The 20,207-nt window shown below is 57.6% G+C and carries 16 protein-coding genes and 2 pseudogenes; 3 read left to right on the top strand and 15 right to left on the bottom strand.

Annotation, left to right across the window (positions count from 1 at the left end):
- Nucleotides 1-272: 272 nt before the first annotated feature.
- Both EOA32_RS01380 and EOA32_RS01375 read right to left on the bottom strand, forming a co-directional pair.
- Nucleotides 273-705, bottom strand: a pseudogene (locus EOA32_RS01380) (helix-turn-helix domain-containing protein); the annotation flags it as partial.
- Nucleotides 706-949: 244 nt separating this feature from the next.
- Nucleotides 950-1,408, bottom strand: coding sequence for a response regulator transcription factor (locus tag EOA32_RS01375; protein ID WP_224570033.1), 459 nt, complete (start codon nt 1,406-1,408; stop codon nt 950-952).
- A gap of 760 nt (nt 1,409-2,168) precedes the next feature.
- Here EOA32_RS01375 and EOA32_RS01370 point away from each other — a divergent pair.
- Nucleotides 2,169-3,284, top strand: coding sequence for a DUF418 domain-containing protein (locus EOA32_RS01370; protein ID WP_245454732.1), 1,116 nt, complete (start codon nt 2,169-2,171; stop codon nt 3,282-3,284).
- Between the two features lie 794 nt (nt 3,285-4,078).
- Here the strand turns inward: EOA32_RS01370 and EOA32_RS39570 are convergent.
- Nucleotides 4,079-4,295 (bottom strand): annotated as a pseudogene (locus EOA32_RS39570) (transposase); the annotation flags it as partial.
- Between the two features lie 524 nt (nt 4,296-4,819).
- Between EOA32_RS39570 and EOA32_RS01365 the strand changes: the two are divergent.
- Entirely contained in the window at nt 4,820-5,032 is a 213-nt protein-coding gene (locus EOA32_RS01365) for a cold-shock protein (RefSeq protein WP_008874821.1), read from the top strand.
- A gap of 228 nt (nt 5,033-5,260) precedes the next feature.
- Here EOA32_RS01365 and EOA32_RS01360 read toward each other — a convergent pair whose 3' ends face one another.
- The 6 genes from EOA32_RS01360 to EOA32_RS01335 all read right to left on the bottom strand — a co-directional run bounded on the left by EOA32_RS01360 (nt 5,261) and on the right by EOA32_RS01335 (nt 11,169).
- The gene (locus EOA32_RS01360) at nt 5,261-5,731 is read right to left on the bottom strand and encodes a MucR family transcriptional regulator (protein WP_024505385.1); all 471 of its coding nucleotides are present in this window, start codon (nt 5,729-5,731) and stop codon (nt 5,261-5,263) included.
- Nucleotides 5,732-6,625: 894 nt separating this feature from the next.
- Nucleotides 6,626-7,168: a tetratricopeptide repeat protein gene (locus tag EOA32_RS01355; protein ID WP_081714429.1), complete on the bottom strand. Its 543-nt coding sequence runs from the start codon at nt 7,166-7,168 to the stop codon at nt 6,626-6,628.
- 53 nt (nt 7,169-7,221) lie between these two features.
- Nucleotides 7,222-9,285 carry a type III secretion system export apparatus subunit SctV gene (gene sctV, locus EOA32_RS01350; protein WP_024505383.1) on the bottom strand — a complete coding sequence of 688 codons (2,064 nt, stop codon included), beginning with the start codon at nt 9,283-9,285 and terminating at the stop codon, nt 7,222-7,224.
- Between the two features lie 232 nt (nt 9,286-9,517).
- A complete protein-coding gene (locus EOA32_RS01345; protein ID WP_024505382.1) occupies nt 9,518-10,408 on the bottom strand; it encodes a hypothetical protein in 891 nt (296 codons plus the stop codon).
- Nucleotides 10,409-10,525: 117 nt separating this feature from the next.
- On the bottom strand, nt 10,526-10,768 hold the full coding sequence (locus tag EOA32_RS39565) for a nodulation protein NopA (protein ID WP_224570034.1): 243 nt from the start codon (nt 10,766-10,768) through the stop codon (nt 10,526-10,528).
- A gap of 71 nt (nt 10,769-10,839) precedes the next feature.
- Nucleotides 10,840-11,169, bottom strand: coding sequence for a hypothetical protein (locus tag EOA32_RS01335; protein WP_081714433.1), 330 nt, complete (start codon nt 11,167-11,169; stop codon nt 10,840-10,842).
- Between the two features lie 1,348 nt (nt 11,170-12,517).
- Between EOA32_RS01335 and EOA32_RS01330 the strand changes: the two genes are divergently transcribed.
- Entirely contained in the window at nt 12,518-14,632 is a 2,115-nt protein-coding gene (locus EOA32_RS01330; RefSeq protein ID WP_245454733.1) for a hypothetical protein, read from the top strand.
- A gap of 525 nt (nt 14,633-15,157) precedes the next feature.
- Here EOA32_RS01330 and EOA32_RS01325 read toward each other — a convergent pair.
- The 6 genes from EOA32_RS01325 to sctQ form a co-directional block, all read right to left on the bottom strand.
- Nucleotides 15,158-15,961 (bottom strand): hypothetical protein, encoded by an 804-nt coding sequence (locus EOA32_RS01325; protein WP_024505378.1) that lies wholly within the window; start codon nt 15,959-15,961, stop codon nt 15,158-15,160.
- Nucleotides 15,962-16,317: 356 nt separating this feature from the next.
- On the bottom strand, nt 16,318-17,355 hold the full coding sequence (locus tag EOA32_RS01320) for an EscU/YscU/HrcU family type III secretion system export apparatus switch protein (RefSeq protein WP_024505377.1): 1,038 nt from the start codon (nt 17,353-17,355) through the stop codon (nt 16,318-16,320).
- Nucleotides 17,352-18,170 (bottom strand): type III secretion system export apparatus subunit SctT, encoded by an 819-nt coding sequence (gene sctT / locus EOA32_RS01315; RefSeq protein WP_024505376.1) that lies wholly within the window; start codon nt 18,168-18,170, stop codon nt 17,352-17,354. The genes EOA32_RS01320 and sctT overlap by 4 nt, the downstream gene beginning before the upstream one ends.
- Nucleotides 18,171-18,178: 8 nt before the next feature.
- Complete coding sequence (locus EOA32_RS01310; protein ID WP_024505375.1) at nt 18,179-18,454, bottom strand: EscS/YscS/HrcS family type III secretion system export apparatus protein; 276 nt, start codon at nt 18,452-18,454, stop codon at nt 18,179-18,181.
- Between the two features lie 2 nt (nt 18,455-18,456).
- Entirely contained in the window at nt 18,457-19,122 is a 666-nt protein-coding gene (sctR, locus tag EOA32_RS01305) for a type III secretion system export apparatus subunit SctR (RefSeq protein ID WP_029354851.1), read from the bottom strand.
- Nucleotides 19,115-20,143, bottom strand: a complete 1,029-nt coding sequence (gene sctQ, locus EOA32_RS01300) for a type III secretion system cytoplasmic ring protein SctQ (RefSeq protein ID WP_095769044.1) — start codon at nt 20,141-20,143, stop codon at nt 19,115-19,117. The genes sctR and sctQ overlap by 8 nt, the downstream gene beginning before the upstream one ends.
- Nucleotides 20,144-20,207 lie beyond the last annotated feature (64 nt).

Here is a 20,207-nt window from a genome sequence, read left to right as displayed (position 1 = left end):
GCCTAGCAGGTCAGAAGTGCACTTTGACCATAGGGGTCGTCCGTATTTTCGGCGCTCGCGAACAGAGTCGACGGTCAATCGATGCGCCACTGCCAGAGTCTGGAACGGTCAAGTGTTTGTTATCCCCCGTCCGGGCCATATTCTCTGCCGAGGACCAAGAAGGCCCTATTTTCGGTGCCCACGAACAGAGCCAACGGTCAATCGATGCGCCACTGCCAGGGTCTGGAACGGTCAAGTGTTTGTGATCCCCTGTCCCGGCCGTGTTCTCTGCCGAACTCGCCCTTGTAGTCGGCACACCAAAGATCGTTAGGGCGACAGCCGTTTGAAAGTGGTGTCCCCGTCGCCCTGTTGCGCCTGCGCTTGCGGCGCTCGACCATGCCGGCGGTCGAGCACGGCATGCACGGTCGAGATCGCGGGCCGGTGCACATCCGGATACAGCCGGGCCAGCCGCTCGCGTATCTTCGGCGCACCCCATGTCGGCTTGTCTTGCTTGAGGCGCACAATCAGCTTCTCGATTTGAAACGGAAGCTGATTGGCGTGGCGATAGGGCCGCCGCGATCGGTCCGTCAGCCCCTCCAGGCCGCTGTCGTTGTAGCGCGTGAGGATCTTGTAGCCGGTCTTGCGCGAGATATCGAACTCCCGGCAAAGCACCGCCATCTTCTCGCCGTCCAGCAGCCGGGCGACGAACTTCAGCCGCTCTTCCATGACGTTACACTCCTTCCAAGGCACCTTGCTCTCCTTGCAAAGGGCCGAAAGTGTAACCCATCTATCCGGAATGAACTGTCACCCATCTTTCGGGAAGGGCAGTCATGGCCAAGGCAACTGGAAGCCGAATTTTCTTTTAGAGTATGAATCAGCGCCGTCTGCCGAAAAGCGCGTCCACGATCTTCCCTTTTGAAACGACCGTGCAGGGCTGGGGCAGACGGTAGTCGAGCACCGCCCATCCGCGTCAAGTCAGGTAGACCTCCTGCCCGTCGCGGAAGAGGCGTCGCTCGGCTGCCTGTATGGAAAGCGTCCCAACCGAAAATTGCGGCTCCGGAAAATGCCCATGGCGACGTGCCACTGCATGGATACGCGCTGAGAGTTCCCCCAGATCGAACGGCTTGACCAAATAGTCGTCGGCTCCAGCGTTGAAGCCCTCGATGCGATGCGAAATCCGATCGCAGGCTGTCAGAATGATGACCGGTGCCGATTCAAGTTCCTTGATCAGCTCCCGCAGATAGTCGATCCCATTGCCGTCCGGCAGGTGAACGTCGAGCAAAATAAGGTCGTAGCCGACCACAGCTGCATAATCGCGCGCTTCGGACAGGTTCTTGGCCCAGTCGACCGCGTGGCCACCAGCCACCAAATGATCGTGCATAGCACTTCCAAGGTCCTTATCGTCTTCAGTGAGCAGTATTCGCATCATGCTGCCGAGCTCCGGTATGAGGGCAAGGCTCCCATCTTATTGGTCGAAGCTGACAATAGGCTGAACCGGCGGCAGCGAATTATTTGGGGAGCTTTCAGGCTGCTGTCAGCTACAACTTGCAAGAAAGGGGTCGTTAACAAAGCCAAACGAAGAGCCCCTATGAAACCCGTCCTGACCTCGGCACTTTTGCTCAATGTGACCCCCGGCGGCTGCATCAGCAAATTGATTTGGGAAACAGGCGCGCCGGTTCTAATGACCGACGCAGGCCGAGGTCTGGAACAGCTGGACCAGCGAACGGCGTCTTCGGTTTTTCAGGCAACAGCCACATGGAAGAATATGATTGGCTCGACCATGCGCCGAGCTTTGTCGAACGGATTGGTCGCGGGCGCACTACCACAGATTATGGCAGGTTTACGCCCTGGCCTTGACACCCGGGGTGATCGTCACCGGCGGAGCCGCGGCGTACTGATCGGATATCTAACGTCGCTGAGTCTCTCGTCGGTGCAGTGGATCTCTCGGCTTAGCCATCATGCAAAAAACGACGGTTCCGCGACACCACTTTTCAGGTCCGTGACACAGGCTTTGTGAGCCGATCTGTTGTTCTTACCCCAGGCTAATGGCTGAACAGCTCTGTCGCCGGCTCGATGCGCCAGATGGCGCGATGTTTTGAACCCTTTCACGAGGCGACGGCAGCAGCCGACCGGCTCTCCTATCGCGGCTCCCGCGATCCACACACCCAGCAAGGGAATCTACCATGGTAATGAAGGCACCGGTTGCCGACGCTAGGAATGGGTCGGTAGTAGATCGGCTGGTCGGCATCGACCTCGCTCGGGGCCTGGCTGTCTTCGGGATGTATGCCGCCCATCTCGGTCCCGACCCCGGCGAAGGAGGACTAGTCGGGTTTCTGATGGAACTAACCCATGGGCGGCCGTCGGCCCTGTTTGCCGTATTGGCCGGTTTTTCAATCCTCCTGATTACAGGTCGCAAGGCGCCGAAGTCGGGGATAGCCGGTAGACAGGCCATCGCCAGAGTCGCAATTCGTGCCCTTGTTTTGCTCGCGCTTGGCTCAATCCTGGGCTGCCTCGGTACCCAGGTCGAAGTCATCCTAGAATACTACGGAATTTGCTTCTTGTTGGTATTGCCGCTCCATCGGCTCAGCGCATATCAGCTGGGCTTGATCGCTGCCGCTACGGCATTAGTTCTCCCGCAAGTCCGTTCCTCCCTTCTGTCGGTTGCCCCCAACCTCCTCGACCCGGTCTTCAACCTCATGGTCAACGGCTACTATCCCGCGGTGACCTGGGTTCCTTTCCTCATCGCTGGCATGGCCATCGCGCGCCTTAATCTTAATACGCTAGCAGCGCATTGGCGCCTTGGTCTGGCGGGGGTCGCGCTGGCCGTGTTGGGCCATGGGGGATCCTTGCTCGCGCTGAGTTCCCGCGCTTTGACTGAAACCTCCTTGTGGTGGTCTGACGTTGACGGCGCTTTTGAGCCTTCCAAGTCGTCATTTATAGTCAAGTCGTCATGGATAGCCGCACCTCATAGCGAAACGACGCTTTCGATCGTGGGCAGCACCGGTTGCGCAATGATCATCTTGGCGGCTTGCATGCTCGCTGTGGATGCGCTCCCGCGTCTGCGAAAGCTGGTCTGGCCAATAATCGCAGTCGGCTCGATGTCTTTGACGGCCTATGTGCTGCACATTGCGGGAATAGCCTATCTTATGAAGATAAACATTTTCAAAGACGAGAGCCTGTCCACGCTCTTTGGCTTCGTTGTGGTTATCAGCACTTTTGCGGTGCTTTGGCTGCGCGTCTTCCAGCGAGGACCGATGGAAGTGCTGATGGGTAGGGTCGCAGATCTCGCGCGTCACATCCGCTGAGCACCGCCGCGCCCCGGCCTCCCGATCACATTACGGACAAGGTGGGGCTTTGTCCAAAGCTTGTTCGCGGCAGGGGAGGGTACTTCCTCCCACCCTGCCGCCTTGTTGATGGAAGCTAAAACGGTCGCGCAGGCGCTAGAGTTGCATCGGCATAATCAGCTTAAACTCGCGAAGTTAAACCCGCGGTTGGTCTATCTCGGCCCGCCTCACCTGAAAGGCTAAGGTATCCGTTTCGGTCAAGGGTTTTAGGGGCCATTTTCGCTGCGCCTTGAGGAGAGCGTTTGCTAGGATGAGGAGCTTTCGCAACAAGATGATGACCTTTGCGGGTTTGCCTGCCGCCTTTAGCGCCTGGTATTTTGCCTTGAGGTCGGGGTTGAAGCGCAGGGCGAAGGGCCGGGCATGTAGAGGGCCTGGCGAACATTGGCCCGGCCGCCCAGGCGCGGCCGCTCCATTTTGCCGAGGCCGGCGAGGCTTGCGGCCTTTGGTTCCGAGTTCCGGCATGTCGATGGTGAGTGTGCAGGCGGTGGCATCCGATGCGCCATATGCTGGTCAGGATTTCGCGGCGCTGGACAGCGTCGGGATCGGCTTTCATGAGGGTAAGCATCGTCTGATCGATATCGCTGAGTTCACGTGGATCTGCTTCCAGCCACTCGTTGTTGTGGCGCCTGAGCAAGGCAAGCGGTCAAGGTCTGGCTCTGGTGCTGGCTGCGGTGCGATCCCCGCACGGGCCAGGTGCCGATCGTGTCGACGATCCACCTCGCCGCGACCAGAGAGCTGCTACTCTCTTCCGCTGTTCATTCTGGCCTCTTCGCAATGAATGTCATAAAATCACCTGTCGCAATTAATGGTTTTTGATTTGGCTCCAGCAGCTGGCAGATATCGCCGAGAGTTCCGCAGAGAGCGTCGAAAGTTTTGGCCGCCTTCTTCCGCAGCCGCGCCTTGAGTTTTGAGCAGACCTGTCTTGATCGGGTTGAGATCGGGCGAGCATGGCGGCAGGATCAGGAGCCAGTGCCCTTTGGCCAACCAGTGGGCGGCGCGTACCTTGCCGACAATCTGGGGTTCCGAACCCGACAGTTGGTTTTCAACCCGACAGTGGCCCGCCTCAGAGCAGGCTACCGCCCTTCGGAGCAGGCAGAAGCTAATCGAGGTTCGCGGGTTCCGGTTTGAATGTGCAGGTCGCTGCGCGCCTGATCTTTCGGTCTGGCGGCACATGACAAAAACCCTCATTTTGGCCGACGATACCCGGTCAGGAGCGGGTATCGCAGTCGAGAAGCGACCCGAGCACGTCCACAAGATGTGCCGAGTTTGCAAGGTGTGTCATTGTTTCTGTCAACGTTCGAGCGACAGCGCACGACGAAACGTCTGGCATACGCCTCGTCTGGCACGCGCCTCGCATATGTTGCAGTTGCTGCTGGAGATCAGGCGATCGAGTGGGCCTTGCAATTTTCCGATTTTGATGCGCCTAAAGTCTCGTGTACAAATCAGGCTGGCGTGAATGGCCTGCCTAAGTTGCGACTTATTACAAAGGAATGGATATGGCGACTGGAACGGTGAAGTGGTTCAACAGCACGAAGGGTTTTGGTTTTATTCAGCCTGACAACGGCGGTCAGGATGTCTTTGTCCACATTTCCGCTGTTGAACGAGCGGGCCTGTCGACCCTTAATGAGGGCCAGAAGATCAACTACGAGGTGGAACAGGATCGCCGCACGGGAAAGTCCTCTGCAGGCAGCCTCAGCAAGGCTGGCTAACGGTCCGGGAAAGCCTTGGCAAGGTTCGTCATCGCCGGAACGCATTGACGGCTCGAAACCCGGGCCGGAGCATGCAAGTTAATGCCGCGGCAGGGATTGCTGGAGCCATCATGAATTACTCTGGAAATGAGGCTCTTGGACGGGAAAGGCGGGGCTCATCCCCGCCCTTTGATTCCGCGCAGATTGGGCCAACGGCTGCTGCGCGTCCGAACGACTGTTGATACGGATTTAGGCTGCGACCTTCTTGCGGGTCCGTTTCGCCGGCGCCGTGGCTGGGGCTTCCGGCTCTTTCGGTTTGCGGCCGAGTCCCATGGTCTTGGCCAAGGCGGAGCGCGCAGCGGCGTAATTCGGCGCCACCATGGGATAATCCGACGGCAGACCCCATTTGGCGCGATATTCGTCTGGGGTCAGACCATAGTGCGTCGCCAGATGGCGCTTTAGCGATTTGAATTTCTTGCCGTCTTCAAGGCTAATGATGTAGTCCGGTTCGATCGACTTTTTGATCGGGACAGCAGGTTTTTTTACAGGCACAGGCTCTTCTGCCGGTATGAGTCCAGCCGTGCCGTTTAGAGCCCCGTGCACTTGGGCGATCAGGGCAGGAAGCTCCCCCGCCGGGACGGGGTTGTTGGAGACGTAGGCTGATACAACATCGGCAGTGAGCTCGATGAGGATGTCGGTCTTGTGGGGTTCTTCTGTCATAAACTTCTCCGGGCAGCTTGAAACACAGTTGGGCGAAGTGTCGCTTCATAGTGGCGGTTGCCGCTGAAAGCAAATGGATCGACGGGTGCGCTGCTCCTCCACCATTGAAGTCTCGGCGACGCATCCCGTCATCGTCCATCGCTAAAGGCAGCGTATTGAATTATGGGAGCGGTCGCGCCCGCCCCACCATAGCGATACAGCAAGACAATCAAAAAAGCCGGTCTTTGCTTGGCCCCAAATCTTTTCTCCTTTCGTGAACGCTGAGCTGCCAAGCTGCTACAGTTCACCTCGCGGGGCAACCGTGCACAACACAGGAGTCGCCCGAGCGATACATTCTTCACTTGCCGCTTATCAGCGCTGGTGATTGCACTTTGCAGCCTGCCTCCGGACCCGCAGCGCTCACGCTGTTGGTTTTGCGCCTGCAGGCGTCGGAAGTCGGATCGCCGCAGCTAATTTCCTCAGGCGGACGAATTCAACAAATCGATTGTTTGGATCGAAGGCATCCACACCATCGATGCCTCTAGAATAGGATCCAGCTACAATCACCGTGCTGTAATGGCAGGGACGGCCAGCACAAGCGCGACACGATCCGGCGGGTCCATCGCTGCGTTACGTATTCATGGCTACTGCATCGGGCGCTCGGTCGACCGCCTTAAGCCAGGTCGCCGCATTGCGAGACGGTGACCGGCGAGGGAGAGGGCGCTCTGGCAACGAAGCGAGGCGGGTGGCCTTGCGGGTGGCCGCGTGATGTCATCCGGCTCTCCTGCCGATCTCTGCCGGCCAGATCTGGAGCAACTGTTTTGCATAGATATGGCTCTCTTCAGGGGGCCATCTATGATGGGAGCCGAGCGCGTGTTCGAGCCGGGGAACAGGCTGCGCATGCACTGTGCCCACCTATTGCGATCGTGCTAACCTTGGTTGTTTGGACTTGCCGTTAAAGGCAAGCGACAGATTGAAGTTATGCTGCACCATCTGATTGCCTGGCTCGTTTTCGAGAGCTCGCCGATACAGGGCCTGTGCCGCGTCATGCCGCCCCTCAATGTCCAAAATCACGCCCTTCGCATTCAATGCACGTACGTTTCCTGGGGCTGCAACCAAGACGCTGTCGAGCACCTCAACCGCTTCGTGCGGGCGCTTCTGGCCCACCAAGGCATTTGTAAGTCGTATCGCCGCATCAACATTGTCCGGGTGCTGCTTCACCTCATCCCGCAAAGCCCGCTCTTGAACATCCTGACCAACTTCGCGCAAAATGCGTTCGCGCATAGCCGGATCGATTTGATCGGCGCTGAGCAACTCGGGGGAAGATGTCTCCTGCACGGAAAGAGCCGGCTTTTGCCAGCTGGCGCAACCGCCCAAAGGCAGAATGGCGAGTACGGCAAAAAGAAGTGAGTTCCGGCGCAGAAACATAGGCGATGGAGAAACTGTATTACTATTCATGTTATCTCTCAGTTATCGGGGAGGCGCGTGGCGTTCAGTTAGGAAAGGTGGGACTACTCTAACAATCCGCTGTTCGATCCGTGCGGGAGTGTGACGGATCCTGCGGGGCGAATTGTAAAGTCGGAGGCGAGGTCTTGATAAGACAGCACGGCGAGATCAACCCCGTTTCGCGTCAGAAAGCCGCGGACGAAACGTCGGACATCCATCGACGTCAACAGAATAGGGCGGGTTTGACCCGGTTCTGCGTTCGAAAGGACCTGACGTATCTGTGATAGCATCGCTTCGCTTTGCCGATCCTCCAGTGCGAGATAGGGGCCTGCATCCGAATCTCGAACCGCGCCACGCATCACATCCTCGCTCTCGCGCTCGACGACCAGGGCGGACACGATGCCCTCCGTGTTGGCATGGCGGTGGCAGATCTGTCGCTTCAAACCAGAACGGACATATTCCGTCAGCAGGGCAACGTTCTGCTCACGCTCGCTCCATTCGGCCAATGCCTCCAACACGAGACGGGTGTGGCGGATTGGGATACCTTCCTCCAGGAGGCGGCGCAGAACATCGGCAATCCGAGGAATCGGCGTCGTGCGTAGCACCTCTTTCACAAGCTCAGAATATTCCTGCTCCATTCGGCCCAGGAAATGTCGGGTCTCTTGGATGCCCACCAATCGCGGTGCGTAGCGGGTCAACGCTGCATGGACGCGCAAGGCGAGGAGTTCGCCGGGAGCCCTATGCTCCGTGCCGGCGCCCGTAAGGGCCTTTGCAGGGGTATGTTCAACCGGGAGTGTGTCCGTTTTCGGCTCACGTCTAAGGGGGACACCGCTCGAGTCGACGTGCGCTACATCGGCTCGGAGCGCCATCTGGTTTGGATCTAAGGCGTCCTGTTCGACTGGCACGCCCTCGACATCAATTCGGAATTGCGATTCAGGCAGCTGCTCGTCAACCAAGACAGGGATGCGAGGAACGATAATGCCCAGATCGGCTGTGACCAGGAGCGAAACGCGCCCAATATGTTTTTGCAATTCGGCTTGATCGACCGCCTGCATAAGATCTGGCGCTAGAAAAAATGCGATCGGGAATTCCTTCGCAGGCGCGGCTTGCTTAGGCTCCGCTGCAGTTCCACCTTTCGCATCGGCAGTGCCGGCGCCCAGCACATCAGCCTTGACAATGCTTACCGCAGCGAACACTGCGGCCAGCATCAGAAAGACGGGGAGGGGAAACCCAGGAACGAACCCCATTACAACCAGGACGCCGGCCGCCAGTCGCAAGGCTCGAGTGCTGGCCGTGAGCTGACTGACCATTTCTGTACCGAGGTTGATCCTCGCCGTCCCAGTCACACGGGTGACGATGGTCGCCGCAGTAATGGAGAGCAGAAGGGCCGGAATCTGCGATATCAATGCATCGCCTATCGTCAGCAGAGTGTAGTGATGCAGTACCTCGCCGAAGGACATGCCCTTGGAGAGCAGGCCGATCGAAATTCCACCCAGCATGTTGATGCAGATAACCACCAGCCCGGCGATGGAATCGCCCTTCACAAATTTCATCGCGCCGTCCATCGCGCCATAGAGTTGGCTTTCCTTCTCCAATTCGGCGCGCCGCCGGCGGGATTCGTTGGCATCGATGTGGCCGTTGCGTAGCTCTGCGTCGACCGCCATTTGCTTGCCCGGCAGAGCATCCAGCGTGAAACGCGCCGCCACTTCTGCCACCCGTTCGGCACCCTTCGCGAGGACCATGAATTGCACCATGGTGACGACCAGAAATATGACGAAACCCACCACGATATTGCCTGAAATGACGAAATCGCCAAAAGTATGAATAATGCTGCCGGCCTCCCCCTCGGCCAGGATCAGTCGCGTCGTTGCGACCGTGAGCGCGAGACGGAATACAGTGGAAATCAAAATAACGCCGGGCAAAGAGGAAAAATCAAGTGGAGTACTGACATACAGGGCAACCATCATCAGCAGTATGGCCAACCCCATATTGAATCCTATCAGGGCGTCGACCACCACGACCGGGATAGGCATGACCATCATCGCGACAGCCAGAAGCAGCATCAACGCAACCATTAAATCCGGGCTGGCCGGCGCACGCTTGATGAAGTCACGCAGGACGTTGGCCATCGAGACACCTTTGCAATCGGTTGAGACTTACTCTGCTGTTACGCCATGAAACGTGGCTTTCGAACTCCGAAGGCGCCTCAGCCTTGGCCAGCGCGTGACCCTGCATGAGAGCCACAAGCAGGCGCGAAATGGCTGGGCAGCAAATGTTTCCAACGCAGCCAGCTTGTCAGCACCGAGCGCGACAGGATGTTTGGCTGGCCATAGAGTGCTGCTTGATGGGGCCTGCGAGCTTTCAATATTGGAGAGCAGCAATGCGGCCATTCCTGCTCAGCAGCACACGGCTGTCCTCAATACGTTCGACCACCCATCCATCAGCCAAAATGGCGCCGACAAAATACTTCTCGCTGTCGATGACAATATATGGTTGGACCCCATGCCACACAGCTTCGACCGCGATTGCGGATGGCGCCTTCTCCTCTTTGATGAGCACTCCGTTCACCAGTGTTAGAGTACCCTTGGTGCGACGATCGAACGATTGCTGAAGCTTCTGCCAGCTGATGACCGATTCAGACGTGACGGTGCCTTCGGCGGTCACAACACCCTTTGCCGACCCAATCTTGACGTCGAGAAGACCCGCTCGATCGACTTCCTCCTGCAGCTCTTGGGCCGCTGCCTCCGTAAGTTCATTGTCAGCGCGGTGACTGATCGTTCTGGACGCGACTTCAGCCCGAAGTGAATTGGGGCTCGATCCACTTGCATTGCCAAGATAGGAGATCGTGCCTGAAAGCGCGCCGATCCCGAGTGAGCTGATTATGACCATGGCGAGCACACCGATCGGTAGGCGCGGTATGCCGGTCGAACCAGGCGGCTCTGCATCCTGCACGGACAAAGCAATGGACATCTCGCCTACGAGCAGGACGACAGGAAGGGGCACAACAACGGACTGGCCTGCGGCGATATTCCGGTTGCCCTCGATACTGAGTCCGGGTGCAAGCGCCTCCAGTTCGATCGACTTGCCAAGAAGAGTTACACGAAGGTGATGCGGTGCCAGTCCCTGCTCGACAAAGACCAAATCGGCATCGAAGCCGCTGCCGATTAAACACTTTTGAAGATCCGTCTTGCCGGTCAGACCGCAATAGTGCCCCGAACGCACTTCGAAACGGAGGGAAACGGCGTCATCCACAGAGCATCTCTCAAACAGGATAGAAGCCGCATGGCAATTGCCATGCGGCTCATTTCGGGACTACGTCGCGTCAATAAGGAGACGCGCTAGGGGGCAGTCTAAAACCCGCTTCCGACATTACGAAACGCGTTCGTCGGCGGCCTTCTTGATGGTCTGGAGATTGGTCGTTAGAGTGCGCAACTGGACACTCCTTTTCGTCGCCTCCAAGCTAACATTGGTTAGTTCCTGCACTTGCGCCTGAAAAGCAGTAGCATCAGCTCCGCTTGTATTGCCGGGAGTGCCACTGTTAGTTTTATCGGTATTGCCGGCGCTACTGGTATTGGTATTGCCTGATTTTTTATTATTATCAACTGCAGCCATGATCATTCCTTTTTCTGTTGGAGTTGTGCCGTCAATAACGGCCTGTATGACCTCACGCCGGATTTCCCGCGTCAGGCATCTTCTGTGTCATCCAAAGCTTCATCGGCCTCAGCCATCGCATCGTTCGCGAATTGGAACGCGAACGATCGCAGGATACTTTGGAAGGCTTCACTTTGTGCTGCAGACTGTGAGTTGTCTTGAAGTTGATCATTTGAAACGGTCCGGTTATCCGCCCGATCGTTCCCGCCAGCTGCCTTGCCATCATTCCCACCAGCTGGCTTGCCATCATTGCCATCAGCCGGCTTGCCATCACCAGAATGCTCGGATTTCGAATCCCCATGGCCCTTTCGGATCAAGGAAGTCCCGAGGTTGCCAACTCCACTCCCAATTGCTGCTATCATCAGGTACTCCGGCATTTGCCATTGGCGGCGACGTGTTAAAGGTTAGCCTCGATCAAGCTAAGGGCGGGAGCTTTCGAGAACCTGACGGCTTTTGACAAAAACCGGCCAGCGCAAAAACGTATGCTCTGCAGGATGTTGCTCTCGCATCGAACAGTCGACCACGATCTCGGCTGTTCGGCCAATCCCGCCGTCCACGCATGCCGCGACCGAATGGCAGCCGCAGCAGCTCGTTTGCATCCTCGATGCTGTGGTGTCGAACAGGAGACACGGTCCACGTGCTGCATGACCGCAATGACCGTATTCTTGCTGGCTCCACGGGCGCACGCAACGAGCAGGAACTCGGTCTTTGCATCACCATTCTCTCGCCTGCACATCACGGCCCGGCGCGGTGAGCTCATTGGCTTCGAGAAGGTCGGCGACCGTACGAACATGGGATGGTCTGCCGGCTTTGGGAGGCCGGTGCGGATCCTCTTCTCACCATATCGAAAGCTTGAAGCGGTCGGATTTTCTTGCCCTGTTCGTGAGAACTCCCATCGTCAGCTAATCGTCAGCCAAGCGGTCTATCTAGGCCGGCCGTGCCTGACCTTCGGATCCAAAGGTCCCGTCTCGACACTTTTTGTAACTATAGATCGAAATGGTCCGCGTGATACGCAACGCACACGCTTCTCTGAAGCAAATGTGTGACTTTGTCGGTGGCGAACGAGAGGAGTGACGCATCAATAAAATCGTCAGGCACGTGTCTAGGAAGGGGAGCTAGCCGAGTTGGTCTGATTTCATTCGCTGTTCCTGGAAATCGGCGGACTGAAGCGCTGATAATCTCAGGACATCGATGGCAACGTTGCGAAAGTCCTGTGAGCTCGGGCCAATCTTGGCCTGCTACTGAGAAGCACTTTGGCGGGAACATTACGCCGTCGCGGGTCTGGCTGACCGTGACGTTAACCGAAAGATGCCGCTGGTCTCGTCAGCCGCCAGCACAATAGCAGCACATTCTCGCCTACTACGGAGACGCAATATGAAGGGCATTGGCCGACCACGGAAATCGCAGGCTGAAACTGGAGCCAGCCGCGCGGGGCGGGCGAGCAGTTCCCTTTCGCAATCAAGTCTTGCTGCGGGAGAAGGTGGACAGTCATTCGATTCCGTTGTGGAGCAGATGCGCTCTGGGGACGCCGATAGGAGGCCCTCCTCCCTTCCAGTTGCGCGCGGTCCAGGCGATGCCCGCGAAAGTCTGCCAGGCGCCTCGATTGGCGAAGATCAAATCCTGAACACACCGCGACGTGGAGCCGCTGCGCCACCACGCGGAACCGTAGCGCCACGTGGCGCAGCCGCAAGGCGGCGCGGTTCTCCCTCCATGTCTGAGGGCGAAGCCATGGCGCCGGTCGGTAGCCAACTATCAACCGCGCAGGTGGAAGGCACCAGCTCATCGTCAAATGAAGATATCAGTCCGACACAGCTCAGAATGAACAGTCTTGTTCAACAACTGACTGATTGCGAGGCTGCGGCCAGGAAAACCGACGTCCCCGAGGAGGCGGTGGAGCTGATCAGTCGGGTCGTCGATGCAGCCTCAGCAATTCTGGAGTACCGCGCTAGCCTGCCTGCGGCTGAGGCGCAGACAATTATGCCAGACGACAAGGTGCGTAGATGTTGCCAGATCGTGTGCGACGCCGCGAATGAAGTAGACAAACTTGGCCTGTCGACGATCACGAAATTGGACAAAAAGACCAAGAAAGCGGCAGGTATGGTCGATAAACTCTACTCCTACTCCCAGGCGGACCGGCAGGAGCTGTTGATTTTAAATGTGGAGAACCACCATACGGCGGCAATTAAGTGGTGGGAAAAAAAGGCATGGCGCTCCGAACGGCAGCGATCCGCCTGCGCTGCCACCGCTAGCCTATCCAGTGGAACGCCCGTGATGCGGGAAGCCGAGCGGTGCGCACTGCGGCTGCGTGCCGGCTCGGTACTGAGTGTCAGGATCTGGCTGGTCCGTGAGCGGATCGGTCTTGCGCGGGCCAAGATTGAACTGCGGGCGAGCAGGTTCGAGCCAGATTTGAAGGAACTCCTCGTCGGTCGAAATGGAGTGGTGCAGCTGATGGCAAGCGCCGCTCAAGAAGCTCTTCGCGCCCTCTCTTTGGCGAAGGGCATAATGGATGATGGCAAAACACTCAACGCTCATGATTGCGCGGTTGTAGAAAAAATCATGGAGCGGCTTTCGGATTTTGGATTGGCGTTGCACGAGGTGCATACCAAGCTAAGCCATACCTACCCAGATGCCGGCCTCCCATTGAAACTGTTCGAACGGATCGTGGACGATGCATGGATCACTGCGCACGATGCCATGCACTTGTTGAACCTGCAGTCTCCGCCGTCAGCCATCATGGCGCCACAGGCCCAGGCGGGCGCTGCGATGCCGGCCAGGGCAGGCGCTGCGATACCGGCTGGCACTGCTGGTACGGCTGCAGTGTCAGAAGGCACTACAGCGCGAAGGAAAGGGAAGTCAAAGCATAAGTCGGCAGCTCGCGCCGGGACTTCTGCCGCCGGGCAGCCATCAACACCAGTCGCTGCGAACGCCGGCACAGTGCCAGCAGCCAAGGTTCTCGCGCGCTCGGATCAAGTTGCGAGTACACAGGTGAGAGCGCAAGAGGTGGCTGCGAGTTCGTCGGGGGCAGGCTCGACAATCGGGGGCGCCGCGTTGTCAATGGAGGTATTGACGGAGCGGCTCAAACGATTGGACGAACTTTTGCAGTTCGATCTGGCCGGTCAGCAAAGCGTCGTCTCCCAAGTGCGCCAGATGAAGCCTGAGGAGGCCGGTAAGGTCGTGGACGATGTGGCCCAGTACCTGCGAGCCCAGGCCATTGAGATGCAAACCTGTCTCGCCGGGTTGCAGGGGCGTAATGTACGCCTGCTACTCACCTCCACCCAGCTACCCAAAGTGCACGAACGCACAGACCAGCTCAAAGGGTTGCTGAACATGGTGCTGGGACAGGCCAACGCATTGAATGAAGGAAAAGCCGGCATTACGACTGATTGCATGAAGACCTACGCATTTCCGGCGCAAAAATACCTGGAACATTTGTGCAATGCCGACGAATTGATGCCGCCGGAGGCACCGGTCGCGCTGCGTGGCGAGCCAGGAAAGCTGTTTGAGATGAAGCTGCAGCCCAAGATGCTGGTCAATGGTGCGATGCCGAGCCCGATGTGGGTGCACATCCACACGAGTCGCCCCGTCATGGCCAGAAACTTGGAAGGGCTGGCTGATTCCGAATTCACCGCTTGCCACGTTAAATCCAACGAACAGCGCGGCTACAATCGAGAGCGAGAGGAAGCCGATGCTAGGTCCGGTCGCGAGAAGGTCATAATTCATCGCGGCAAACTCACCCCCGCTTTCTGTAAGTCCTTGTTGACCTCAGGGCTTGGCCGCCAACCACGCCATTCGCGTGCCGAGCTCCCGTCGGCGCAGGCTGCATGACAGGGCACTCAGAATGCGGCCGGCCACGCTGTGAGTCAGCGAGCATTTCTCCTGGCCAAACCGCGAATGCCGCTGCGCGAGTTGCGGTCCGGCGATTGGAGTCGATCGGCTACCGTCAGGGCCGATTTGCGATGTCGCGTTACCGGCTGTTGACGTGGCGGCGTATCTTGCCTCCCATCCAACTTATCGCCGAGATCGCGCCGCCAAGATCGAGGCGGAAGGTCTTCCTGCGAGCGCGGAGCAGGCATAGCCGATCCGATCGGGATCGGCGCATCGCAACGACCCAACGGTGTGGTGGAGAAAATTGGATTCGGGAGAGCTCGGTTCCAAGAGGCGGAGTTCCGGCCCGAATACAATCCGCTCGCAAGCACCCACGATGCGCATCCGCAGTTTATTGTCTGGGAGATGGGCTGGATTGCTCGGCGGCGCTGGCGCTAAGGCGGGGCTGTCGCCGGACAATTAGCATTCACTGCCAACAGCCTTGCAACCGTCACCAGTTGCAAGGCTCGGCGGCGGGTCGACAAATCACATGAAATCGTCGTCGGACCCGCTATCGCTGCTGTCGCTATCCTCGGTTTTGTGGAGATAGAGTGGAGGTTTGCCTGCACGCTGCCACTCACCGGCACTGTTCTTCGTCCATTTGTCGGGATGCTGCGTAGGGTCAAGCACCAGGTCGCCATGATCCACTTCAACAAACCCCATCGTCTGCGCGCGCGCTTGTGCTTCCGGATTAGCCGCACGCCAATTCAGCAACGGTCGGTCGCCGTCTATCCGAAGTTGATGCTCCAGCAGAATATCGCCCGCATTTTCGACGAGCGGATGGGCGACTTGAAGATCCACTATGGAAGTGACCTCAGTTCGACCAGGAAATTGTTCCCGCCAACTTTCCGATTCGAACTCGTTCATGCTGAATCCGCCTTCCATTCTCAGCAGTCCGGCACTCCGGTCTCCCAATTGGTAACTGAAATATCGCGCGTGCTCCGTATCTCGACGGATGCCATATTGCTGAGCAACGTCCGCGGTGCGCCTGGCTCGTGACGATACGAACTCCGAATACTCTTGAGGATTGTCGGCGATGTGCGTGATTTCATCACCATGAAATTGCCTCACCTGTCTCCTGAAGGAAGTCCTGTTGATCTCCACCACAGGAGGTCGGGAATTGAGGGAGTATGCTTGGGGAGCCGCCGATGATGAGGCGCCGCTACCTTCCGATCCGGATAAGTGCATTCGGGCAAATGTGTCCGCGAACCCTTCGCTTCCTGCATCCGATTGCTCGCCGGCATTATGCGCGCGGTAACTATCGGATGAGCCACCAATTCGACCATACATGACGATTCGTACTCCTATGTTTCGCAACCGAGCTCAAGTTAGCACGGCTGTTCAACATAGGGCGCTTAGTTGACGACTAGCTGACGAGGGCATTCCAACGGCTGCACCAATCAAATCCGCACTGCCGGCCTCAAAACCTCGGACTGCGCCACGCACCGGCCAGCAGAGGCTGCAAGGTCATGCCCGGAGGACTTGCCGTAGTTGCTGGGTGGCAGATCCGAGGGGAGTGATTGCCCCAGGCCCGCGGTTGCGCGGTTGGCCTGACAGAGACACTGGGGCACGGATGGCCAGCCGACATTTGCCACTAGCATGGAGCCAGGTCAGTTTTGAACTGGGCAGTCGTGGACTTCCAATGACTAGGCCAAGCCTGCGGCAAAGAATGCTTTCGCGACAGGCTGGAAATATTGCATAGGAACCGCGTGGCCGAGTTTTGTAGTGCCTATCAGCTGACGCGCTAAGACATGGTCATGGACGATCGTCAGGCGTAGTGCCCGCGCCTCGCTCAACACATGTGAAACGCGCTCACCTTCGGCACGGCAAACTAAGAACGGCACCCCGGTTTCACCGCGAACGTAACGCAGACCGATCAGGACCGCCCTTCCTGTTAAGACCAGCGTGGCGCGATGCACGCCAAGCGCAGGCTCGTCGGCCGCCTCCTCGCGGATGCGACGCTGTTCACCTTTCAACTCTGGCGCTCCTTGCTGATCCTTCGACTCGCGCGTCACTTCGGTATTGGTCATGCGCATTTCGCGCAGATACAACGCGCGCTGGAGCAGAAGATCGATCAGTCCGCCGACCAGCAGTGCGCCGGCGCCAATTCCCATCAGCAATTTTGTCTCCATAAAGATGAGGCCAACACAGCCCATGCCGCAGATCGGCAGAGGGACCATTGTCTTCCACATCCCGAGAAGGACAATGGAAAAGGTTGCGCTGAGAACCAATACCTTGAACATGGTCTTGCAGACTTCGACCATGGAACGAGCAGACCCCAAGCGCTTCAGCCCTTCAAAGGGGTCAATTTTCTTAAAGCTGAGCTTCATCGGCTCCAGAGAGAAGACAAATCCACCATTGGCTAGCAGGCTGGCCAAAATCACCGCGGCGACAAGGGTTCCAAGCAGCGGGCCAACAGCCGCGACTGTGAGTTGGACGAGCACAACCAATGCCTGCGGCACCGCGGTATCGAAAGGTAGGCTCTGCAACTTGGTGGCTAATAGGAGCGCTTCCCGGCATTTGTCCTCGATCACGCTGCCTCTTAGCCAAAGGTAGCCGAGCCCAGCGCAAGTCCCGACCGCGCGGACGAAATCGGAGCTACGTGGCAGCTGTCCTTTTTTGCGCGCTTCACTTAACTTCTTCGGGCTGGCGGCGTGTGTCTTCTCTTCACTTGTGTCGCTCATGGCAGCAATTTGTCGAACCACTCCAGCACGCCGTTGGCACGTGTGACCTCCAGTTTCATGCTCTCCACCAGATAGGCAGCGTAGGTGACCATGAGAACTGGAAAGACAATGTTCTTGATTGCCGGAGACAGTTGGCTCGCCTTAAATTGCGGGGCAAAGCGACGCAGCAGCATCATCGATATATCAATCAGTATCAGGAAGAACACGACAGGCCCCGATACCAATAATGCCGTGCGCATTATGCTGTCGAGAAGCCCCAACAACTCCATTGCTCCTGGCCCACTCAGTGTCGGGTGAAACTGATACACCGGCCAGATCAAGTAGCTGCGGTACAGGACACTGATCAAAGTTTCCAGGCCTCCTGATCCGACGAATATGGCAATCGCAGTGATCCCCAGAAAAACGCCCATCGCGGAAGCCTGACTGTTCGTCGCGGGATCGGCCGAAGCGGTCGGGCTGCTGATGCCGCGTTGGTTGTCGATAAGCTCCCCGGCAGCCTGAAGGCCCCAAAGCGGAATGCCAAGAAAAGTGCCAAGGAGTACACCGACAAAAACTTCCTTGAATCCGAGCAGGGTTAGCTGGATCAGGCGCGTATCAGGATCCAGCGCCGGCAATCCGCCGCTGACGTGTGCCAGGCATGGTAGTGCGAAGCCAACAGCCAAACAGCCCCGGATCAGCCCACTGATCTGCGAGCGTGTGAATACGGGAAAGATCAGCATGATGCCCATCGCGCGGGCTGCCCCAAGACCTGCCGCAACGACGAGTTCGAGAGCCGTCTGGATCAGAATTTGAATATCGGCCGATGGCGCGTCCATGGGGCGGACTAGTAGCTAAGTGTCATTGCGGGAAACTCGGTGAAGATCTGATCGGCTAGCTCTATGAGCGGGGCGCTTAGCACAGGAGCAAACAGCCCAATCACCGCGACAACGACCAGAAGCTTCACGGTGAGCGGCAAGCTTTCATCCTGGATCTGCGTCGCCGCCTGGAGGATGCCGATGACGAGGCCGACAACCACTGATGCAATGAGCGGCGGTAGAATCCAGATCATGAAAACCACCAGTGATTGGCTCATAAGAGTAATGATGCTGGATTCAGTGATGATCAGCCTCCCGGTAACGTATAACTCAGCACAAGCCCATGCATCAATTTTGACCAACCATCAATGGCAACAAACAAGAAGATCTTGAACGGGACAGATATAACAGTTGGTGAGACCATCGACATACCCATTGCCATCAAGATAGTTGTCACTATCAGATCTATAACAATAAAAGGCAGATAAAGTAGAAATCCTATCTCAAATCCGCGCTTCAATTCTGATAGCAAGAAAGATGGTACAAGTATTGCAAAGTCATCAGGCGTGGCTGCAGCGTGCATTTCCTCTGGCCAGACCTTTTCTGTCGAAGATAGGAAAAATCGCCGCTGCTCTTCATTTGTGAATTTCTTGAGATGCTCGCGCAAGGGCTCACTTCCGGCTTTAGCGGCGCTTACCCAGTCGTCGAATGTCTGATAGTGGAGCTTGGGATCCGACATGCGGTCATAGGTCTGCTCAGCAACGGGCGCACTAACGAACATAGTGAGGATCATCGCCGCGGCGTACAGCACCACATTGGGTGGTATGGTCTGGGTCCCGAGCGCATTGCGGACGAGGAAAAGAACAATTGATACCTTTACAAAGGCCGTTGTCGTGGCAACTGCTAAAACCAGCAGACCGAGTCCGGCGGTAACCGCAAGAAGCGCCAGGATTGTCGGCTGAGCTTCACTCATTGCATGCAAACCCGCCACGGAGCCTGATGCCCAGCTCTTCTCCGATGCGGACAATGTCGCCACGCCCGATACGCTGACCATTGGCCACTATGTCGACCGGGCCGTCGATCGGCCATCCAAGTTCAAAAATATGCCCTTCGCCGGCACTTCTTAATTCCCCAAGAGAAATAGGCCAGCGGCCGCATTCAAAGACAAGCACGATCTCGACATCGTCGAGATCCTTAGTAAGCTCCAGTTGCGATCCGGGTTGTGTCATATGCGCACTCTCCAAAGGACACGGTCGCGGGCGGAAAGGCCCCCGCAAGATTAATTCATCGCCGTCAAGATCCGCCTCGGCGCACAACTGGCCGACAGCTAGGGTGATCTGGCCGCGGCCGAACGGCGCAATATCGGGCAACAATGCATCACCGACACATGCGCTTCGAAGAAGCGCCGCAGGAAGGCGAAGCGTGCCGACCTCTCCTGCAACAATGAGCGGGAGCTCTGGAGGCAGCCCGCCCAGCTGCCGCGGCAACTGGGCAAGCAGTTCGCCTAGCGCGCGAAACGCAGGCGGTACTAAGCCGTCAAGTGGCGTGAACAGGAATAGACGGCCCTTGCCCTTGACCGCGCCGAAAATGATGTCGAGTTCAAGATGAGGAGCCAGCATCGTGGCTTCGCATACCCGCACGAGTTGCACGTTCAGACGCGTCGTCTCCTCCAGTCGAGTGACAAGCGGCTCCAGAGCGAGTTCGAGAATTAGCGAAGCAGTTGGCTCGGAAGGGAAGGCCAAGCCGTTCTGCACTGTCGTGATGAACTCCTCTACGAGCGGGCGCGACAGTGACAAGATGACCGTTTCGGCTCCCACTCTCCAGACGCAGTCAAGCATCGGAATGGCAGCAGGTTCCTGCTGCCAGACAAGCCCTGCCGTTCGCACCGATAGCGGCACCTCGTTGATCCGGCTTTGAAACGGCGTGCGCGGCGCTGCTGTATCATTGAGCCACGAGACAACCGTGTGGGACAGTTTCAGAACTGGTTCGAACATGGCGGGTGTGACCGCAGCGCCTATCAAAGACTGCACGGTCGTGTCATTCGGACGACCTCTTGCG

Origin of the sequence: Mesorhizobium sp. M1A.F.Ca.ET.072.01.1.1 (genome assembly GCF_004023325.1) — a bacterium.
Taxonomy (GTDB): Bacteria; Pseudomonadota; Alphaproteobacteria; order Rhizobiales; family Rhizobiaceae; genus Mesorhizobium.
Note: the sequence above shows the minus strand (reverse complement) of the source record. Positions and strands in the feature narration are given on the sequence as shown.